This is a genomic window from Nostoc sp. KVJ20 (assembly GCF_001712795.1).
In the GTDB taxonomy this organism is placed as follows: Bacteria; Cyanobacteriota; Cyanobacteriia; order Cyanobacteriales; family Nostocaceae; genus Nostoc.
The window spans coordinates 45,330-63,013 of sequence record NZ_KV757561.1 but is presented as its reverse complement, the minus strand read 5'-3'; the positions used below and the strand labels follow the sequence as shown (position 1 = coordinate 63,013).

General features: G+C 42.2%; 14 protein-coding genes and 1 pseudogene. 5 read left to right on the top strand and 10 right to left on the bottom strand.

Annotation, left to right across the window (positions count from 1 at the left end):
* Positions 1 to 10: 10 nt before the first annotated feature.
* Complete coding sequence (locus A4S05_RS04365) at positions 11 to 946, top strand: ABC transporter substrate-binding protein (protein ID WP_069068601.1); 936 nt, start codon at positions 11 to 13, stop codon at positions 944 to 946.
* Positions 947 to 1,089: 143 nt separating this feature from the next.
* Here the strand turns inward: A4S05_RS04365 and A4S05_RS04360 are convergent, their stop codons facing one another.
* From A4S05_RS04360 to A4S05_RS04345, 4 genes are all read right to left on the bottom strand, one after another.
* Complete coding sequence (locus tag A4S05_RS04360) at positions 1,090 to 2,058, bottom strand: FTR1 family iron permease (RefSeq protein ID WP_069068600.1); 969 nt, start codon at positions 2,056 to 2,058, stop codon at positions 1,090 to 1,092.
* A 135-nt stretch (positions 2,059 to 2,193) separates the two neighbouring features.
* On the bottom strand, positions 2,194 to 2,628 hold the full coding sequence (locus A4S05_RS04355) for a ferritin-like domain-containing protein (protein WP_069068599.1): 435 nt from the start codon (positions 2,626 to 2,628) through the stop codon (positions 2,194 to 2,196).
* A gap of 137 nt (positions 2,629 to 2,765) precedes the next feature.
* A complete protein-coding gene (locus A4S05_RS04350; RefSeq protein WP_069068598.1) occupies positions 2,766 to 3,803 on the bottom strand; it encodes a helix-hairpin-helix domain-containing protein in 1,038 nt (345 codons plus the stop codon).
* Between the two features lie 266 nt (positions 3,804 to 4,069).
* On the bottom strand, positions 4,070 to 5,095 hold the full coding sequence (locus tag A4S05_RS04345; RefSeq protein ID WP_069068597.1) for a multicopper oxidase domain-containing protein: 1,026 nt from the start codon (positions 5,093 to 5,095) through the stop codon (positions 4,070 to 4,072).
* A 711-nt stretch (positions 5,096 to 5,806) separates the two neighbouring features.
* On the opposite strand from A4S05_RS04345, the gene cofH reads away from it, so the two are divergent.
* From cofH to A4S05_RS04330, 3 genes are all read left to right on the top strand, one after another.
* Positions 5,807 to 6,952, top strand: coding sequence for a 7,8-didemethyl-8-hydroxy-5-deazariboflavin synthase subunit CofH (gene cofH, locus A4S05_RS04340; RefSeq protein ID WP_069068596.1), 1,146 nt, complete (start codon positions 5,807 to 5,809; stop codon positions 6,950 to 6,952).
* A 174-nt stretch (positions 6,953 to 7,126) separates the two neighbouring features.
* Positions 7,127 to 7,531 (top strand): photosystem II protein Psb27, encoded by a 405-nt coding sequence (psb27, locus tag A4S05_RS04335; RefSeq protein ID WP_176726911.1) that lies wholly within the window; start codon positions 7,127 to 7,129, stop codon positions 7,529 to 7,531.
* A 380-nt stretch (positions 7,532 to 7,911) separates the two neighbouring features.
* A complete protein-coding gene (locus tag A4S05_RS04330; protein WP_069068594.1) occupies positions 7,912 to 9,414 on the top strand; it encodes a family 10 glycosylhydrolase in 1,503 nt (500 codons plus the stop codon).
* Positions 9,415 to 9,514: 100 nt separating this feature from the next.
* On the opposite strand, the gene A4S05_RS04325 is transcribed toward A4S05_RS04330, so the two are convergent.
* The 4 genes from A4S05_RS04325 to A4S05_RS41330 form a co-directional block, all read right to left on the bottom strand.
* Complete coding sequence (locus A4S05_RS04325) at positions 9,515 to 10,108, bottom strand: molybdenum cofactor guanylyltransferase (protein WP_069068593.1); 594 nt, start codon at positions 10,106 to 10,108, stop codon at positions 9,515 to 9,517.
* A gap of 27 nt (positions 10,109 to 10,135) precedes the next feature.
* Complete coding sequence (locus A4S05_RS04320) at positions 10,136 to 11,287, bottom strand: outer membrane protein assembly factor BamB family protein (protein ID WP_069068592.1); 1,152 nt, start codon at positions 11,285 to 11,287, stop codon at positions 10,136 to 10,138.
* 144 nt (positions 11,288 to 11,431) lie between these two features.
* Positions 11,432 to 13,489, bottom strand: a complete 2,058-nt coding sequence (locus A4S05_RS04315) for a thioredoxin domain-containing protein (protein WP_069068591.1) — start codon at positions 13,487 to 13,489, stop codon at positions 11,432 to 11,434.
* Between the two features lie 283 nt (positions 13,490 to 13,772).
* Positions 13,773 to 13,928 (bottom strand): hypothetical protein, encoded by a 156-nt coding sequence (locus A4S05_RS41330; RefSeq protein WP_176726910.1) that lies wholly within the window; start codon positions 13,926 to 13,928, stop codon positions 13,773 to 13,775.
* 479 nt (positions 13,929 to 14,407) lie between these two features.
* Here A4S05_RS41330 and clpP point away from each other — a divergent pair, with 479 nt between their 5' ends.
* On the top strand, positions 14,408 to 15,019 hold the full coding sequence (gene clpP, locus A4S05_RS04310; protein ID WP_069068590.1) for an ATP-dependent Clp endopeptidase proteolytic subunit ClpP: 612 nt from the start codon (positions 14,408 to 14,410) through the stop codon (positions 15,017 to 15,019).
* A gap of 245 nt (positions 15,020 to 15,264) precedes the next feature.
* On the opposite strand, the pseudogene A4S05_RS41325 reads toward clpP, so the two are convergent.
* A pseudogene (locus A4S05_RS41325) lies at positions 15,265 to 15,444 on the bottom strand (hypothetical protein); the annotation flags it as partial.
* 536 nt (positions 15,445 to 15,980) lie between these two features.
* Entirely contained in the window at positions 15,981 to 16,868 is an 888-nt protein-coding gene (locus tag A4S05_RS04300; protein WP_069068588.1) for a hypothetical protein, read from the bottom strand.
* Positions 16,869 to 17,684 lie beyond the last annotated feature (816 nt).

Genomic DNA, 17,684 nt, shown 5'->3' with positions numbered 1-17,684 from the left:
GAATTTTTATATGCATCGTCGTTGGCTGCTATCAGCTTTAGCAATTTTGTTAAGTATAGTTTTAGTTGCTTGCACCACTGCAAATACTCAACAACCACAAACTACAGTGGAAAATACCACTGAGGCGACTAACACGAACTCTCAACAATTACCAAAAGGATCAGCAAAAAGAGTTGTTGCTCTTTCTTCTCTTTCTGCTGATATTATCTCTCGACTAGATGAAACAAAAATTGTTGGAATCACTGGTAGTAAATTATTTAATAATGACTCTAGATTTAAGGATATTCCCCGCGTTAGTGAAGGTCAAAGTCCACCAAATTTAGAAAAAGTGGTAGCACTGAAGCCAGATTTAGTTATTGGTGCTGAAGGTTTTTCTAATATCCCAATTCAAAGACTTCAGCAACTAGGAATTCCGACTTTGCTCACTAAGGTGAATAGCTGGGAATCTCTAGAAGAAGTTACTAAAACACTTGCTAAATCAATTAATGCTGATCCTCAGCCTTTGTTAAACCGTTATAAAACTTTTTTGCCAGATAAGCCAACTCAGAGTCCTTCTACTCTAGCACTGGTTAGTCGTCAACCAATTTTAGCGCCGAACAAAAATAGTTGGGCAGGAGATTTGCTAGTGAAATTTCAAGCGAAAAATATAGCAGCAGATTTACAAGGAAAAAGCCCAGTTGGTGGTTATGTGACGCTTTCGGCTGAGAAAGTTTTAGAAGCAAATCCAGAGGTGATAATTTTAGTTAATCCTCCACAAGGAAATTCTGAAGTAGCGCTTTTAGATTCTTTGAAAAAGGAAGCTTTTTGGCAGAAATTGCAAGCAACTAAAAATAACCGAGTTTATGTGTTTGATTATTTTGGTCTAGTAAATCCAGGTAGTATAGATGCAATAGAAAAGGCTTGTCAGCAGCTTAAGCAAGCGTTGTTTGCACCACAAAGTACTTAGCTCAATAAATATAATTTAAAATCTTGTTTTAGGTTCTATTTTCAAATGCTTGTCATTCATGAATAGGGTAGGCGGAGCCTCCCAATAGGAATTCCCAGTCAGAGACTGGGAACTAGGCAAGAAATATAAAATTGACTGTGCTTTTAATCTTTTGCAGAACTAATTGGTTTTTGTCCAAAGGGGATATTCTTTTTACCTTCACGAGAAGCACCTCCAAGGCTGCGGAAATATAATCCTCCAATGGTGAGTAAAAACGTAACATATCCAACTGCTTGCACAAGATAGAGGTTGTCTCTATAGCCAAATAAAGATTTGAGAATAATCCCAGGAAACTGTTCGTCAGGCAAGATTGTGGAAGTATTGGAAACCATTGGCCCCAAAATACAAGAGTGGACTTTTGTAAAATGTTCGTAATAGAAACAAAGGTTTTCTGTAGCGCGACTGCTAAGGGCAAGGTTAGCTACAGCTTCGTCAAAGTGTTTCAAGGCTGAAACTACCAACCCAGCCACAATCAACACTAATAAAACGCCCATTACCTGGAAAAACTGGCGGATGTTAATTTTGACACCCCATTTAAATAACAGCACTCCAATAGCGGATGCTGTTACCAAACCAGCAATAGCACCCAAGGCTGGCATTAATCCCTGTTGAAAATTAGCTGCAACGAAGAGAACAGTTTCAAAGCCTTCGCGGACAACGGCAATTAAAATTAAAGTAAAAACACCCCAGCCAGCATTTGAGTTTTGTGTCAGTGCTTCTGTGACTGCTCCCTCAACTGTAGCTTTCATGAATCTGGCTTGTTTAGTCATCCAGATTAGCATCCAACTGAGCATTGCGATCGCTAATACACTAAACACACCTTCTAGCGCTGGCTCAACTACGGTGGTGTATTGAGGATTTGCGGCTCCCAGTACTTGAATTATCCAACTGAATAACACGCCTATTAAGGCACTGATGACAATGCCAACGCCAACACCAGCATATACCCAAGAGTTGAGTCGGGATTGTTTAGCTTTTTTCAGCAAAGCTAGCACAATGCCAACAACAAGGGCAGCTTCCACTCCTTCTCGGAGTGTGATTACGAAAGTAGGTAGAGCAGTACTAAAATTCATCTTTTGTCCTTTGTCTTTTGTCCTTTGTCATTAGTCCCTTGTCATTAGTCCTTTGTCCTTTGTTTTTGTCTAATGACTAATGACTAATAACCAATGACTAATGACCAATGACTAAGGACTAATGACTAATGACTATTAGCTAAAATCGCGTAGCATCTTTTTCAGTTCGAGATTATGCATCTCTTCTTGACCGATCATACCGCGTGCGAATTCTTCAAGATAAATGCTGGCATTGGTGACAGTTTCGAGCAGATTTTTATAAAGTTCCAATGCCTTTTTTTCATGGGATAAGCTTTCTTCCAAGATATCCTTGACTTTATGCTGGTAGGTTTCTTCCATTGGGGCAATTTTCAGGGAGGGATGCCCATCTAAACCGGTGAGAATTTCTCCCACTTGTTCGGCATGAAGTAAAGACTCACTTGCCTGTGCTTTGAAAAAAGCCACAATTGGAATACGGTTAGGGCCAGTCACCATCAAAGAATAATGTGTGTAGCGGACTACCCCTGCTAGTTCAAATTCCATGATGGCGTTCAGCAGGTCAATGGTCTTTTTATGGTCAAGTTCTTGCATCAGTTGTTAGTTCAAGTAACGAATGGAGTGTAATTAGTTAGGAGTTCGTAATTCGTAATTCGTAATTCGTAATTCTTAACTCTTAACTCCTAACTATTTTAAACTCGTTAATCTATACTTACCATTAAATTAAAGTGTTATCGCTGTGCTTGGGTATTGGATTTGTCAACGACTTTTTGAGAGTTTTCCTCAATGGTTTTCACCAGTTTGGTAACATCATTAGGTGTTTTGACTGCTTTCGCTGGTGGTATGGCGGTGGGCCAAACTTTTATTAGTTCAGCGAAACTAGCATCGATCGCTTTGTGTGCTTCGGGATCTGCTTGAGCTACTTGACTAGAAATTCCTTTGTATAAATCATTGGCGTAAACGACAAAACCACGGGAGTCTTGATACTCAATTGGTGCGGTTATTTTACCATCTGCGATCGCAGCGCCATATTCGGAGTTAGCTGAATCTAGCAATTCATTAATCACCTGTAGCACAAAAGCTGGTTTTGAGCGTTCGTCTGCTGGCAAAGCTGCGATCGCTCCGTCAACTGCTTGCACTGAAGAAGTAAAATTAGTTTTAACTTTGCTATCCTTCGGACTAGATTTCACTAAATCTTGCAAACTCACCAAAGTTGTCTTAAATTCTTTAACTTTACGCTCATTCAATTGTTCTTCTACGTCAACATAAATCTCCTCAACTGGATGCCCAATATGAGGTTCTGCCTGTTTCGGCTGGTTCTGATCGAGCAGTTCTTGTGCTACCAAAAGATGCCCTTTCATTAAGCCTAATTTAGACATATAGTCAACATCTTTTGCCTCACCTGTGAGTACTACTTCTTGAACACCAACCTGATCTTTAATTTGGTTGAACTGTTCTTGAGTAATTACTTTTTTAGTAACTAAATCTTCTGGGCTACCGTAGGGACGATTTGCCTGGATTTTGTTTGATAAAGCCGGGATACCTAGCTTGGCTTCAAACTTATCCAATTCTGACAATATAGCGCTGTTAATGTTAATTTTGTCTTTGCTACCGTGACCACTATGACTGTTACTACTTACTGCCTCTGTAGCGGGAGTGTTAGGAACTGGTGCTGATGGATTTTCTGCGGTTGGTGTATTACTACAAGAACTCAAGGTAACTATTAAGGCTGCTGCTGCTGTTAAACAGATATAACGAATTTTTATCATTTTTGCTTCTCACACAACTTAAAAGGTATTAATTGAAAAATTTCAAACTATTACTAGTGGTCTGTCAAATTCATTGTGACGGTTAGAGAGACGCGATAAATCGCCGTCTCTACAGGGAATTTATCCATCAATTATTTATTGACAGACTACTAGGATCTAGTTGGTTTGACAGATTGTCATAGATTTTACTGTTGCATATAATGATATTTTTTATCAACTATTCTCTAAAATTTTCATGAATTAATTACGAATAGTAAATAATAGTGTCAGGAATTTTTCACAGGATTTTGGGAGATCCTCTCAGTAAGTACGTCAAATTGACCCATACAACCGTTTTCTGCGATCGCATCTTGATGGGGATGGAACATATACTTACCTGGATAGCGAAAAGCAAATTCTAAGATGTGCCTTTCTGCTACACCCATCGTAATCACATCAGTTTTCTCACTAGGAGTCATACTCATGCCATAGCGATAGACATCAAAGAAGTTGGCATGGAGATGAAACGTCACTGCCGGATCGTATTCAATGATGTTGAGGACATACAGCCGAATCAACTGATCTTTGTAAATCCCAATGGGATGATGCATGTAATAGTGAGGCAGACCGTTGAAGGCGTAATAATCGTTATGGCTATCATCATTCACGTCATACCCACCCATGACTAATACAATCTCATCAGCCGGGGGACGGGGAGTAGGTGGATCGATGATGAACATTCCGTACAGCCCCTTAGCGATGTGGCGGGTGACTGGTTCGATATGGCAGTGGTATAGGTGAACGCCATAAGGTTCAGCATCAAATTCATAAATCGTGGCTTTGCCGTTGCTGATTGGGCGAACACCATCCATTTCTGCTGGATGAACGCCATGAAAATGCAAAGAGTGAGAATGTCCCGCATTGTTGAGAAAGAGTACCCGGATGCGATCGCCTTGTTTTGCCCGTAGCGTTGGCCCTGGGATGCGACCGTTTAAATCCCAGATGTTGTAAGAGACAGCACTATTGAGTTTTATGATGGAAGTACCCGCAGTTAACTGAAATTCCCGGATAGTCCGCCCATTTTCTTGCTTCACCGTCCCATAATCAAAGTCCCTTAACATCTTCATCGGGTTAGTAACGTCGTCTGGTGCTTCTATATTGAGTGGTGGCACTTTGACGATTGTCTGACTTTGTAGATTTAGCATCTGCCAAAGTCCAGCGGCACCAGTTACTCCAGCACCCGCTAGGCCCAGCTTCAGTAATTGACGGCGGCTCCAAGGTTTTCCGTTACCCAGAGCGGAGTTGTTGGGCATGACATTTAATTACGGTTAGCGCCAAAAAAGAATTGCAAAAGATTTTCAATTGCTTTCAAATATTAAAGGAATTAGTAATTATTGTCAATAATTTTATAGTACTTCAAAATTGCTACTGAAGTTATTAAATCTAGGTAAAGTGAGAATTAGTGGCTGGAAAATCCAGCCAAATTTCCGGAATTTTAACGGTATTCATCCTATAGGAATCCGCTTTGATTTCTGAACGAATTTGCGTAGACAGGCAATAGGCAATCTTGCTACAGGCAACAGTCAAGAAGGCTTCTTAGTTGTACTGAGNNTCAAATATGAGTCCTATATAAATAATATTGAGAAAAAACTAACTGTTTCATGCTTGTTGTTACTATATTTATTAACTTATCAGTATTTATAGTACAGACAATGAGTATAATAGCACCTTGGATATAAACGCCAGCAAGTAAGTATCGTTAATCTGTAGCGTATTTAATTGGTTTATAAACAATATAAATCGCGGCTAAATAAATTTTGATAAGCATTTTTAGGTTTTATTAAAAAATATTATTTAATACTAGTCTTATCAAAAGTTTAGGGAAATTTTAAACCAATATTTATCACTTAGATAGACTCTCATTCATACTGAATTCTGACTGGAGGCGGAGCGTCTCCGGCTCCGCTTCTGAATCCTGAATTATTGTTGATAAAATTAAAATTTACTAATAAATTAAGAAAGTAATGCTGACAAAAATTGCTGTTGAAAATATTCTGGAACGTGCCTTGATGGGGTACGATTTATCTCTCGAAGAGGGAGTGGTATTGTTACAACAAACTGACCCGGAGGCGATCGCAGCAATACGTGCTACATCCGACACACTCCGCCACACTCAGTCCGGCGATACGGTTACTTATGTAATTAATCGTAATATCAATTTTACTAACATTTGTGAGCAGCACTGTAGTTTTTGTGCATTCCGTCGAGATGATGGTGATACCGATGCATACTGGTTAGATTCGGCGCAAATTTTGGAAAAAGCGACAGATGCGGTGCGCCGGGGTGCGACAGAAATCTGTATGCAGGGGGGGTTAAATCCGCAAGCACTGATAAACGGCAAATCTTTGCCCTATTATCTCAAGGTCGTAGAAACGATTAAACAGGAATTTCCCCACATACATCTCCACGCATTCTCTCCCCAGGAAGTGCAATTTATCGCCAGACTTGACGGACTTGAATATGCTGATGTGATTATTGCTTTGCGCGATGCTGGTGTTGGTTCAATGCCGGGAACAGCAGCGGAAGTGTTAGACGATGAAGTAAGGCGGATACTGTGTCCAGAGAAGATTAATACAGCCACTTGGCTAGAAATTGTCAGCACCGCTCATAAATTAGGCTTGCATACCACTAGCACCATGTTATCTGGGCATATTGAAACCCACGAACAGCAAATCGGGCATTTAGAAAAATTGCGATCGCTCCAACAAACCGCCATCAATCAGGGATATCCAGCAAGGATCACAGAGTTTATTCTATTACCCTTCGTTGGGCAAGAAGCGCCCAAATCCTTACGTCGTCGTGTGGGACGCGATCAACCAGTTTTGAGTGATGCACTGCTCTTAGGGGCTGTGGCGCGGATTTACTTAGGTAATTGGATTCCTAACCATCAGCAGAGTTGGGTAAAACTGGGGCTTGCAGGTGCGACGGAAGCCTTAGTTTGGGGTTGCAACGATATCGGCGGCACATTGATGGAGGAACACATTACCACAATGGCAGGAGCTTTGGGCGGTACGTGTATGGAAGTGGAAACCTTGCAAGCTGCGATCGCTTCTTTAGAACGACCTTACCAACAACGAGATACTCTTTATCAAAAAGTCATTAGTCATTAGTCATTTGTCATTGGTCATTTGTCATTGGTCATGCGGTATTCCCCTTGTCTCCCCTATCTCCCCACTCCCCACTCCCCACTCCCCTATCTTCCTACTCCCCACTCCCCACTGAATTGATCCCCAAGATACCAATCCAAGATAGGATGGACGTTGATTTACGTATACTTTTACTTAATGCATATGAAGCGCTATTGGTCGCGTTTGCTTGCGCTGGTTTTGGTTGTAGCTATCGGCTTAATGGGCTGTTCTGGTAGTCCAGATAGTTTAAGTGGAGATTATCGCCAAGACACCTTGGCTGTAGTCAATATCATGAGACAAGCTTTAGAACTATCAGAAGATTCGCCAGACAAAGCAGCAATTCAAGCAGAAGCGCGTCAAAAAATAAATGACTTTTCAGCTCGTTACCAACGGGCTAACTCTGTTTCTGGTCTTGGCTCCTTTACAACCATACGAACAGCCCTCAACTCCCTGGCTGGACATTACAGTTCTTACCCAAACCGTCCCGTACCCGAAAAACTCAAAACTCGTCTAGAGAAAGAGTTACAGCAGGTAGAGACGGCACTGAATCGTGGCGGTTAATTATTAACTATTGCCTACTCAATCATCAAGAGTCAGGAGTCAAAAGTTTTGACTCCTGACCCTTGATGATGGAGCAATTTGTCAATATAACTTACCCAATAGCATATTAAACTTACTCTCTATTCAGGTTTTTTATACTGCCATATTCACCAGTCAGACAGAAAACATTGCTAAATTCTGACTCCTGAATTCTGTTTGAAATATATGTAGGGTAGGCTTTACGTACCAAAACCTGGATATGTGAGGCACAGTCATATCTAAACATTACTTAAAATTTTTCACATATCATTTAGGATTCTTATATATAATTTGATACACGTTGCCCCTAATTATCTGGGTTGGGGTGAATGATTAATTATTGTGTTCATCTACTGGTAGATATGTCTAACCGTCCCTTGAACGTTGGAAGATCAACATTATTATTTTGGCAGCGCCTATTCGCTGTTGTTTTTACTAGTAGTTCGTTGCTTCCCAACTTTGGGGGCGAACCAGCAAGGGCACAAGTAACTGAATATTGTCAGTTATCATCAGCGGCGGCGCAAGAAAAAGAAAACTTACGTTTATCAGCCCTCAAAGGCAACCAAAATGCTCAAACGCGTTACCAAAATATATTACAAAAACAAGCACAGGAATTAAAGAATTGCCGCACTCGGACTTGGCCGCAAGTCCAAGCCCTCTGGTTGCGCTTGTATCCTTGTGACATTCAGCCAGGAGCAATTGATCAGGTTATGGATCGGATTGTTAACCGTGGCTATAACCAAGTTTATTTAGAAGTATTTTACGATGGGCAGGTATTATTGCCCGCAACAGCTAACCCGACGGCTTGGCCTTCTGTGATTCGCACTCCAGGAGCAGAAAACATCGATTTATTCGCCACAGCAATTAAAAAAGGTCGGGAACGTGGTTTAAAGGTCTATGCCTGGATGTTTGCCAACAATTTCGGCTATACTTACGCCCAGCGCCCAGATAGAGAAGATGCGATCGCTCGTAATGGCAAAGGTCAAACGAGCCTATATGTGGTAGATAACGGTTCTCAACTATTTATCGACCCCTACAACACGCAAGCGAAACGCGACTACTACCAATTAGTACAAGAAGTTTTGCGCCGTCGCCCAGATGGCTTGCTATTGGACTACGTGCGTTATCCCCGACAAGCTGGAAGTGATTCTATCGCCACCAAAGTTTCAGATTTATGGCTCTTTAGTCCCGCAATCCAAGAAGCTTTATTTAAACGGGCACAAAATTATAAAGGGTTGGACTTAATTCGCCGCTTTTTGAGGAAGGGATTCGTCACTGGCACAGATATAACGGAAGTTGATAAACTTTATCCCCAAGAAGGCGAACCCCTTTGGCAAGGACGTACTCCCTCACCAGCGCAAAAATCAATCCAGTCTGCAACCGATAGACAACCACTTTTACAATGGGAATTGTGGCAGCTTGCCGTTGCCCACGCCATGCAAGGAATTTTAGATTTTGTCACCATAGCTAGTTACCCAGCAAAACAGCAAGGTGTTTCCACAGGAGTGGTGTTTTTCCCCGATGGCAATCAAACTGTAGGACAAGGATATGATTCCCGTTTGCAGCCTTGGGATCGATTCCCCACTACATTAGAGTGGCATCCAATGGCTTATGGAACTTGCGGTAATGTCAGTTGTATTGTGGCGCAAGTGCAACGGGTTTTGAGTATGACTAAACCGGGTACTCAAGTGATTCCAGCTTTAGCCGGCAAATGGGGAGAATCAATTAGTAATCGTCCATCCCTAGAAGCGCAAATGCAGTCACTTCGCAAATTTTCTCCCCAATTAAAGGGAGTCAGCCATTTTGCCTATTCTTGGCAATACCCTCAGCATGATAACGATCGCAAATTCTGTCGCACTCAGTAAATACCAGAATTCAGGAGTCAGAATTCAGAATTCAGAAGGAAAATTTTCCTAATCTCTCTTATCCCACACTCATTGATTCTGAATTCTGTATCTTCTTCAATTAACTTAAAGCCAAGTCCTCTGGTGTATTACAGTTAAACAGCATTTCGGGTTCTGCTAAAGGCAAAACTTCTACCGGATATTGCCGAAGCCACTGCTGAAACGATCGCCCCCCTTGGTTGATAAACTCTAAAAGTTGTGGCAAACAACGACGGCGATAGAAACCACATAGAGGTTCCCAGCCTTTGGGATGATGAGCTAAAGCTGCGATCGCATTATCTCCCACGCTATCAAGTCTAGTTACCCATTCTTGCAACACCTCAACCCGCAATCTCGGCAAATCACAAGCTAGCAGCAGCACCCATTCTGTCTGTATTTCGGCTAATCCTTGGGCAAAACCAACTAAAGGCCCGTGGGCTAGAGATTCTCCAGATAAAGGCACTTCTCGGATAAACTGACAACCAGGTAAAAGTAAGTTTTGATAGCGTTCTGGCCAGGGAGTCACTACATAAACACTATCTGTACAGCTTTGAGCAATCCCACAAACTCGCTGCAACAATGGTATCCCTTGAATGGGAATCAAGGCTTTATCCTGACCCATGCGAGAACTTTTACCGCCAGCTAATACAATTGCTGTTAATGTACAGCAGGTCATAATTCTCAAATCACCTAATTCCAAATGTCAATTTAATGCATAGAGAACTGTGCAATCTAAACTGTAATACACTAAAACGTAAACTACTTCGTTAGCGATCGCAGGTGAAAGAACCGTTGGAGCATAAGCAACCCAGCCTTTTTCTACTGCCAATTTGCCAAATGCATACAACCATCTTCTTGGATCTGTTAATGGTAGTTCTGGCTCTGGCGGTTTAAACTGCCATAATGCTTGTCCAGTGGCGAGCTTCAAAGCCCACAGTACTCCGTTAATTCCAACGTAGACTACCTCATTAGCAATAACTGGGTACGAAGCCGAAGTTTCTGTTGCAAACCTCCAGAGTATTTGTCCAGTGGCTTCATCTAATCCGTAAATAGTATTGCTGCTACCAACACAAACGATTCCATTAGCAACAGATGGATAACTTAGATGTGGATAAAGTAGCGTTGCATTTTCTAGCTCAAATGTCCATTTTTGCTCCCCTGTTTTAATGTCTAATGCTACGAGAGCTTGTCCTTTGCTACCGCAGTAAACAATTTTCTCAGTAATGACAGGCAAAAAAGGACTATCTAGGATTAAGGGATAAGAAGGTTGAAATACCCACTTTCGCTGTTTTGTTTCCATATCTACACTTGTGACACATCCATCACTGCTGCCAAGGTAGAGTATTCCATCGGCAATTGATGGTGCAGAAGTTCGCTGATTGCCTGTAGTTTGTAAGATCCAGATTTGCTTCCCTGTGGAAGCGTCTAAGACATAAAGATAACCTTCGGGACTACCGATATATACAATTCCATTCACAACTACGGGAGAGTAATACTCTCCAAGCCCAATCCTTTCAGTTATTTTGAATTGCCACCTCTGCTGCCTTGTTTCTAGTTCAATAGCGTAGATGATGCCATCTGAACTACAGATGTAAACTATTCCATTAGCAACTGTTGGAGAAGCAATGTACCTACTTCCAGGGTTGAAAGTCCACCTCTGCTGCCCCGTTTGTGTATCTATCACATAGAAATTTCTTTTACCGTCCCCAATGCAAATCACTCCGTCGGCAACTGTTGGACAGGCAGAAAAATGAACATCAAAACTTGTAAGTTGAAGCTTCCACTTTACCTCTTTGAAATGACGGATACCCGTTGTGTTGTATACACCAGTACGTTGAGGGTTTGCTCGGAACATTACCTTTAATGACTGATTGTGACATTTCTTGGTGCGGAATGTGGGGTTTATAAAAAGCGATATCGCCACCAATAGGAATAAATCAGGCTGATGTTTCCAGGTATGGGCGGTTTATTTATGGTTATGCGTCCGATGTTGCCAAAGTTATCCTCTATTTTGACTTTCCTGCACTTGCTGCAATAAATGCTCTACACTTTCTGCTGGTGCAAGGCACTTCAAACCTTGGCAAACTAACCCAACGCTTCCCTCTGGTAAATCAGATGTGATGGCAAACGCAGCCACCGGCAAATACTTGGGGATCAAAGCGTTGATTTGCTCGGTTGTACTGCGAATCAAGGTAGAATTACGATACCAATCCAAAGCTGTAAACAAGCTGGGACAAGCTTGAGGAGCGCGATGCATCACACTCTTAAAAGCTTTCAAACCAAGTTCCGCTAAATCTAAATAATCTAGATTATCAGTGAGTAGGGTGAGACGGACAAGATTAGCGATCGCAATTCCATTAGCTGATGGTGTAGCATTATCCGCATAACTGCGTTCTCTGACAATTAAATCTTGACTAGAATCGCTTGATGTGTTATAATAACCACCTAGCTCTACACTCCAGAGAAATTCGTTAAATTCATCTTGGATAGCGATCGCATTTTCTAACCATTGCTTCTGCTCAGGGTTGGAAGCTTGTAAATCCAAGAGAGCTTTAATAAACAAAGCGTAATCTTCAGACTGAGCTAAAACGGTCGCTTCTCCTTGATAGTTGAGTCTCTGGAAACGCCCATTTACAAACTGATTTTCCAAGATAAAATTCGCCGCTTGTGCTGCTAATTCTAGATATAACGGTTGTCGGAACACTCCAGCAGCCCTAGCCAGCCCAGAAATCATCAAGCTATTCCAGGCGACAATCATTTTTGTATCTGTCACTGAGGGAATGCGACCTGGCCAGTTAGTGGTTTTTGCTTCCTGGTTGTTACGAGCTGGGGGAAAGGTTTCTAGAGACTCAGAACTAACGCCGTAACGAGCTGTAAACAGCTTGCTCAGTGCCGTTTCCAGCGTTGCACTCAGTTGACCTGAATTCCTTCTTTGTAAAACATTACGTCCTTCAAAGTTGCCGTTAGGGGTCACGGTAAACTGCTGTTGTAATTCCGTTAATTCTTCAGGCGTTAACAGTTGTTCTAAATCACTGTAACTCCAGACATAAAAAGTTCCTTCTTCTGGTTCTACTGCCGTGGGATCAGTGAAGCTGTCGGCATCTTGAGCAGCATAGAAGTAACCTTCAGGTGCGGTCATTTCCCGCTTCAGCCATTGTACAGTACCAGCAACCGCCCTCTCAAATGCTGGTTCTTGTACTCCCGTACTCCACAAAGAAGCTAAATACTCGACAATCTGTCCATTGTCGTAGAGCATCTTTTCAAAGTGGGGAACTGTCCAAGTCGGGTCAACAGTATAGCGATGAAAACCACCGGCCACATGGTCATAAATGCCTCCCAGCGCTAAGTCTAGTCCCCGTTGGGTACAAACTTGCTTGCCATCATAGCGAGATTCAAAATTAAATCGATTTCCCCGCAGTGCTAATTCTGTATAGGGAATCATCGGAAAACTGTTACCAGATTGACTAGGAGTAATTACACTCGTACTGGTTTCCCAACCTTTGCGAAGTAATTCATGGTCTTCAAGCTCCGTTGTTGTATCGTCTTGCAACACCGCAGACGTGAGCAGAGACTCAATAATTAAGGCTTTGCGTTGCTGTAAATCTTCTTTTTCTGTATCGTAATAACGGCGAAGGGCTTGCAACACCTGCAAAAATCCTGGACGACCATAACGCGGGTCTACAGGGAAATAAGTACCAGCGTAAAACGGCACTAAATCTTCTGGGGAAAGAAAAATATTTAAAGGCCAACCTCCTTGACCGCTCATCATCTGCAAAGCCTGCATATAGATGCTATCGAGGTCAGGTCTTTCTTCCCTGTCTACTTTGATGGGAAGATAATTGGCATTCATGTAGTCAGCGATCGCAATATCAGAAAAAGCCTCGCCTTCCATAACAGTACACCAGTGGCAACTAGAGTAGCCAATGGAGAGAAAAATCGGTTTATTTTGCGCCCTTGCAGTTGCAAGCGCTTCGTCACACCAAGGCCACCAATCAATGGGGTTTTCGGCGTGTTTGCGGAGATAGAGGCTCTTAGCTTCAGCAAGGCGATTAGTCATGTTCAAATGCAAGTAGTTGCCTTCTTTGCTCAGTCTATCCTGTTCCCAGGAGTGTTAGCCGAGATGGCTATGTACATAAGCAAGAAACCCTACGCGCAAATTACCCCTTGGGTAGAAGGTAGCAATGCATCTTTTTGATATCGCCTAAGTAAGTTGGTGTAAAAAATTTCGAGTTTGTAATCAATGCCTTAGTTGTAAAGCATTGATTACAAGGAAATCATCTTTATATGGTTAGGTTTATTTGCGCCGACTTACTTACACCTGTGCAACTTATGAAACATTTTTACTGAAAAGTTCGCAATAGCAAGCTAACAATATTTGGTGGCGTTTCTCGCACAGGTGATGCTGTTTTTGTCTGAATTAAAGTATTTGGGCTAAGTCCTGCTATCAGATGGAGCAAGAAGGTGATGATGGCGGCTTGTATAAGTTTTTCCAGCATGGCACGTCTCTCTCTTAGTGGATAGCATTTCAATTAGGACTGGTTATTCTAAATACACCTCGTACTATCGATTTACCGAATCTAACAAAAATAACTTGATAATTGCTGAGGGAAATTATAAAAAAATGTTTAAAATGTTACTCGATATTTAATATAATTCCCTAAGCAAGTCGGATTTCGGTTATCGGTCTAATCACACACATCGCCAAGATTGTGCAGCAAAGGCCGAAACATGAGATGGCGAGAGTTGGAGTTTTTTAATCAGTTCTTCCCTAAAGCGGGATATTCTCTTAGACAGCTTTTAACACTAAAAAGTGCCCTTAAAGGTTGAATCTATTGCAAAATGTGCTTTTGCTCCCTTGTTTGATAAAGCAGAATAGGAAAGATTTGCTTCTATCTAGCTGAGAACAGTAGAGATAAACCCCAGTTTTGTGCTGTCACCGATAAAATGTATTTAAAGTAGCCACAAACACGCTTCCATGATTCCTATCGTTATTGAACAATCGGGTCGAGGTGAACGCGCCTTTGACATCTACTCACGGCTGTTACGTGAGCGCATCATCTTTTTGGGACAACAGGTTGACAACAACATTGCTAACTTGATTGTTGCCCAACTGCTGTATTTGGATGCTGAAGACCCGGAGAAAGACATTTATATGTACATCAATTCTCCCGGTGGTTCGGTGACGGCTGGTATGGGCATTTTTGACACTATGAAACACATTCGCCCTGATGTCTGTACAATTTGTACCGGATTGGCGGCGAGCATGGGCGCTTTCCTCCTCAGTGCAGGTGCTAAGGGTAAACGAATGAGTCTACCCCATTCTCGGATTATGATTCATCAACCTTTAGGGGGTGCTCAAGGACAGGCGACTGATATTGAAATTCAGGCGCGGGAAATTTTGTACCACAAGCGGAGGCTAAACGACTATTTAGCTGAACATACAGGTCAACCAATTGAGCGGATTGCTGAAGATACTGAACGTGACTTTTTTATGTCGCCAGAAGAAGCCAGGGAATATGGCTTAATTGACCAAGTGATTGACCGTCACGCCGCTGGTAGCCGTCCAGCCGTTGCTGCTGTTAATTAATAATCACGATTAAATGGTGATTTACCACTTTTAATTCCCTTAAACCCCAAAAATAACCCCTCTTCATAAGTGAAGAGGGGTTATTTTTGAAATGGGTAGTCTACTCAAGTACTTAATACCGATTTGCAAAAATGACTAACTAAAATCCCGCTAGTAGTCTGTCAAGTCAAGTTTGCTTGGTTCGTAGTGAGCGCTTTAGCGCTCAAATCAAGGACTAAAGTCCTTACTACAAACTTATTCATCCATCAAACTAGTGGGTCTGGCTGAGATTGGAGATATTTGAGGAAGTCTAATAATTCGACTTCTGTAAGCAAAAAACGCCCTCGCTTCCCATAAGTTTTAATCAGATGCTCCCGTCCCTGTTCTGTTGTCAACCCTAAACGCTGCATTTCGACATCAGTTTTATCCAATATCTGAGATAAATCCTCAGAAGACATTCTAGTAATTACCTTGTCTGATTCTTCTGAGTATGTAGAGAAATCTTGGAACTCTTCATATTCCGCGTCAAAATCCGTGGGGGATTCTATTGTAGGTAGAGATACAAGGTATTGGAAGAAGTCTAGTAATTCTACTTCTGTCAGTAAGGTACGCGATCGCTTACCATAAGTTTTTTTGAGATGTTCCCAGGCTTCCTCTTCTGTCCACCATAACCGTTCGATTTCAACATTAATTTTGGCAATCAGAATTTCGTGTAATGTTGGTGTCGGTAGAGATACAAGGTATTGGAGGAAGTCTAATAATTCTACTTCTGTCAGAAAAGTACGCGATCGCTTCCCATAATTTTTTATGAGATGTTCCCGTCCCTGGTCTATTGTCCACCCTAGTCGCTGCATTTCAACGTCTGTTTGAGCAATTACCTCAGAAAAATCCACAGGTTCCATAGCTTCGTTACTGTTTCAACAGCCTACGTTATTAGTCATTAGTAAGGACTAATGACTAATGACCAATGACTAATGACAAATCAAAATCCCGCTATTGGGTCTGGCTCAGATTGAAGGAATTTGAGGAATCCGTGCAATTCTTCTTCAGTTAGCAAAGTTCGCCCCCGCTTACCGTAAGTTTTAATCAGATGCTCTCGTCCCTGTTCTGGTGTCCAGCCTAAACGCTGAAGTTCAACATCTGTTTTAGCAATTACATCCGATAAATCCACGGGTTCAGCTTTCTTCTTTCTCTTTCCTGTTCCTGAAGGGGTAGGGACATCCTCTTGAGGGCTGTAACTCCGGGGTGTAAATGGTGTGACATTATTAGCAGAAATTGCTGGAAAGGTTTGATTTTCCACCTGGTTATCAAAGTTTATTTCCAATTTTTCAACTGGAGGATCAAATTCTAGCTCCCGATTGGGAGTAACAGGAAAGTTTTGATTTAAATCCTGGCTATAGGTATCGCTTGTTAGGGGTGCAGTATTGCTGTACTCGTACTGTTCGTTACTGCTTGTTACTACTTCTGGTTTAATGTTCCGTCCTTTGGAAGGCGGTATAGATATTTCTTTGTCGCTAACCGGTGGCCACTGACTACTAACAAAATCTCCATCTTTTGCAGGAGAATAGGCAGCAGGCTCATGCAATCCACCTTTGGGGTTCAAGGGAGGGTTTTGTTGTACCGGGGAAATTGGATTTGAGGTAAATGCCACTGATTCTGGTGACGCATTTGTAATACCCAAAACTATCAGCGCCCTAGTTCTGGCTTGGTCTTCTGCTGCTTCTACTGTTTCTGCCGCTGCCATACCCGTAGCACGGGTTACGCCTTCAATTTGTACGCTTGCCCTGACAATATATTTTCCTTGAAAAATCTGTACTAATTCAGAAATCAAACTGCCCTTGGGATACAAGCTCTGGAATTGAGCCAACATAATACTGCTACCAATCTAAATCTGTTGGGGACTAGGGACTGGGAATTTGGGAATTGGGGACTAGGGATTGGGGATTGGGAAAGAATTATCTTAATCCTAATCCCTAATACCTCATCCCTAATCACCAATCCCTAATCCCCAGTCCCTTTTAAAGTAATATTTTTGCTTTGCCTTGTGTCCCAATTGTAGCAGTAGCTCTTTTTTGACGAAAATTTTGGCTAGTGCTAACTTACCTGGGTAGTCTTGCCTGCAATGCTATACTGATGACCCAACTCATTATCTAGAACTATTTTCTGGAAGTGCGCTCTAAATCTACAATAATGAAGATAAGGTTCGCCCTCACTGCTTATTAAGCTGCTCACCTAATTGTTACCGATTCTACATGTGGGACAATTGGGTTCACCAGCAGTTCCTCCTAGTTAAAAATCAGAGTCTAATGGCGTAAAATTACCTTCACTCTAGACAATCAAACACCTGTAGTTTCCACGCCACTTGACGGCAGTTGCTCCATTTGGGGAGACCCCAAGACCGCACTGCCTCCTCCACTTGGGGAGACCCCAAGACCCTTCGGGTTCGGCAAGTCCCCCAGACGCTCGTTCCGACGCTCGTTCCTCGCTATCGCTAGCGCTAACGACGGAAACCGCCAAAACGGGGGCTGCCTCACCGCAGTGGCTCCCCTGTATAGCGCTTTTGGGCAGTATGGATTCTCTAAACCCAGCTTCTCAAAAACCCGTCGCGTAATTACCTAGCGGGGCTAAATTTGAATCAGGCGTGCAATCTTAAGTTTGGTTAGGTGAAGGGACTTAAACGCAGGCG

Bases quoted from the DNA above. Each gene is read 5' to 3' on its own strand.
- A4S05_RS04365 (WP_069068601.1), top strand. From the start codon at position 11: ATGCATCGTCGTTGGCTGCTATCAGCTTTAGCAATTTTGTTAAGTATA.
- clpP (WP_069068590.1), top strand. From the start codon at position 14,408: ATGATTCCTATCGTTATTGAACAATCGGGTCGAGGTGAACGCGCCTTT.
- A4S05_RS04320 (WP_069068592.1), bottom strand. From the start codon at position 11,287: ATGTTCCGAGCAAACCCTCAACGTACTGGTGTATACAACACAACGGGT.
- A4S05_RS04355 (WP_069068599.1), bottom strand. From the start codon at position 2,628: ATGCAAGAACTTGACCATAAAAAGACCATTGACCTGCTGAACGCCATC.
- psb27 (WP_176726911.1), top strand. From the start codon at position 7,127: ATGCATATGAAGCGCTATTGGTCGCGTTTGCTTGCGCTGGTTTTGGTT.
- A4S05_RS04300 (WP_069068588.1), bottom strand. From the start codon at position 16,868: ATGTTGGCTCAATTCCAGAGCTTGTATCCCAAGGGCAGTTTGATTTCT.
- A4S05_RS04330 (WP_069068594.1), top strand. From the start codon at position 7,912: ATGTCTAACCGTCCCTTGAACGTTGGAAGATCAACATTATTATTTTGG.
- A4S05_RS04325 (WP_069068593.1), bottom strand. From the start codon at position 10,108: ATGACCTGCTGTACATTAACAGCAATTGTATTAGCTGGCGGTAAAAGT.
- A4S05_RS41330 (WP_176726910.1), bottom strand. From the start codon at position 13,928: ATGCTGGAAAAACTTATACAAGCCGCCATCATCACCTTCTTGCTCCAT.
- A4S05_RS04345 (WP_069068597.1), bottom strand. From the start codon at position 5,095: ATGCCCAACAACTCCGCTCTGGGTAACGGAAAACCTTGGAGCCGCCGT.
- A4S05_RS04350 (WP_069068598.1), bottom strand. From the start codon at position 3,803: ATGATAAAAATTCGTTATATCTGTTTAACAGCAGCAGCAGCCTTAATA.
- A4S05_RS04315 (WP_069068591.1), bottom strand. From the start codon at position 13,489: ATGACTAATCGCCTTGCTGAAGCTAAGAGCCTCTATCTCCGCAAACAC.
- A4S05_RS04360 (WP_069068600.1), bottom strand. From the start codon at position 2,058: ATGAATTTTAGTACTGCTCTACCTACTTTCGTAATCACACTCCGAGAA.
- cofH (WP_069068596.1), top strand. From the start codon at position 5,807: ATGCTGACAAAAATTGCTGTTGAAAATATTCTGGAACGTGCCTTGATG.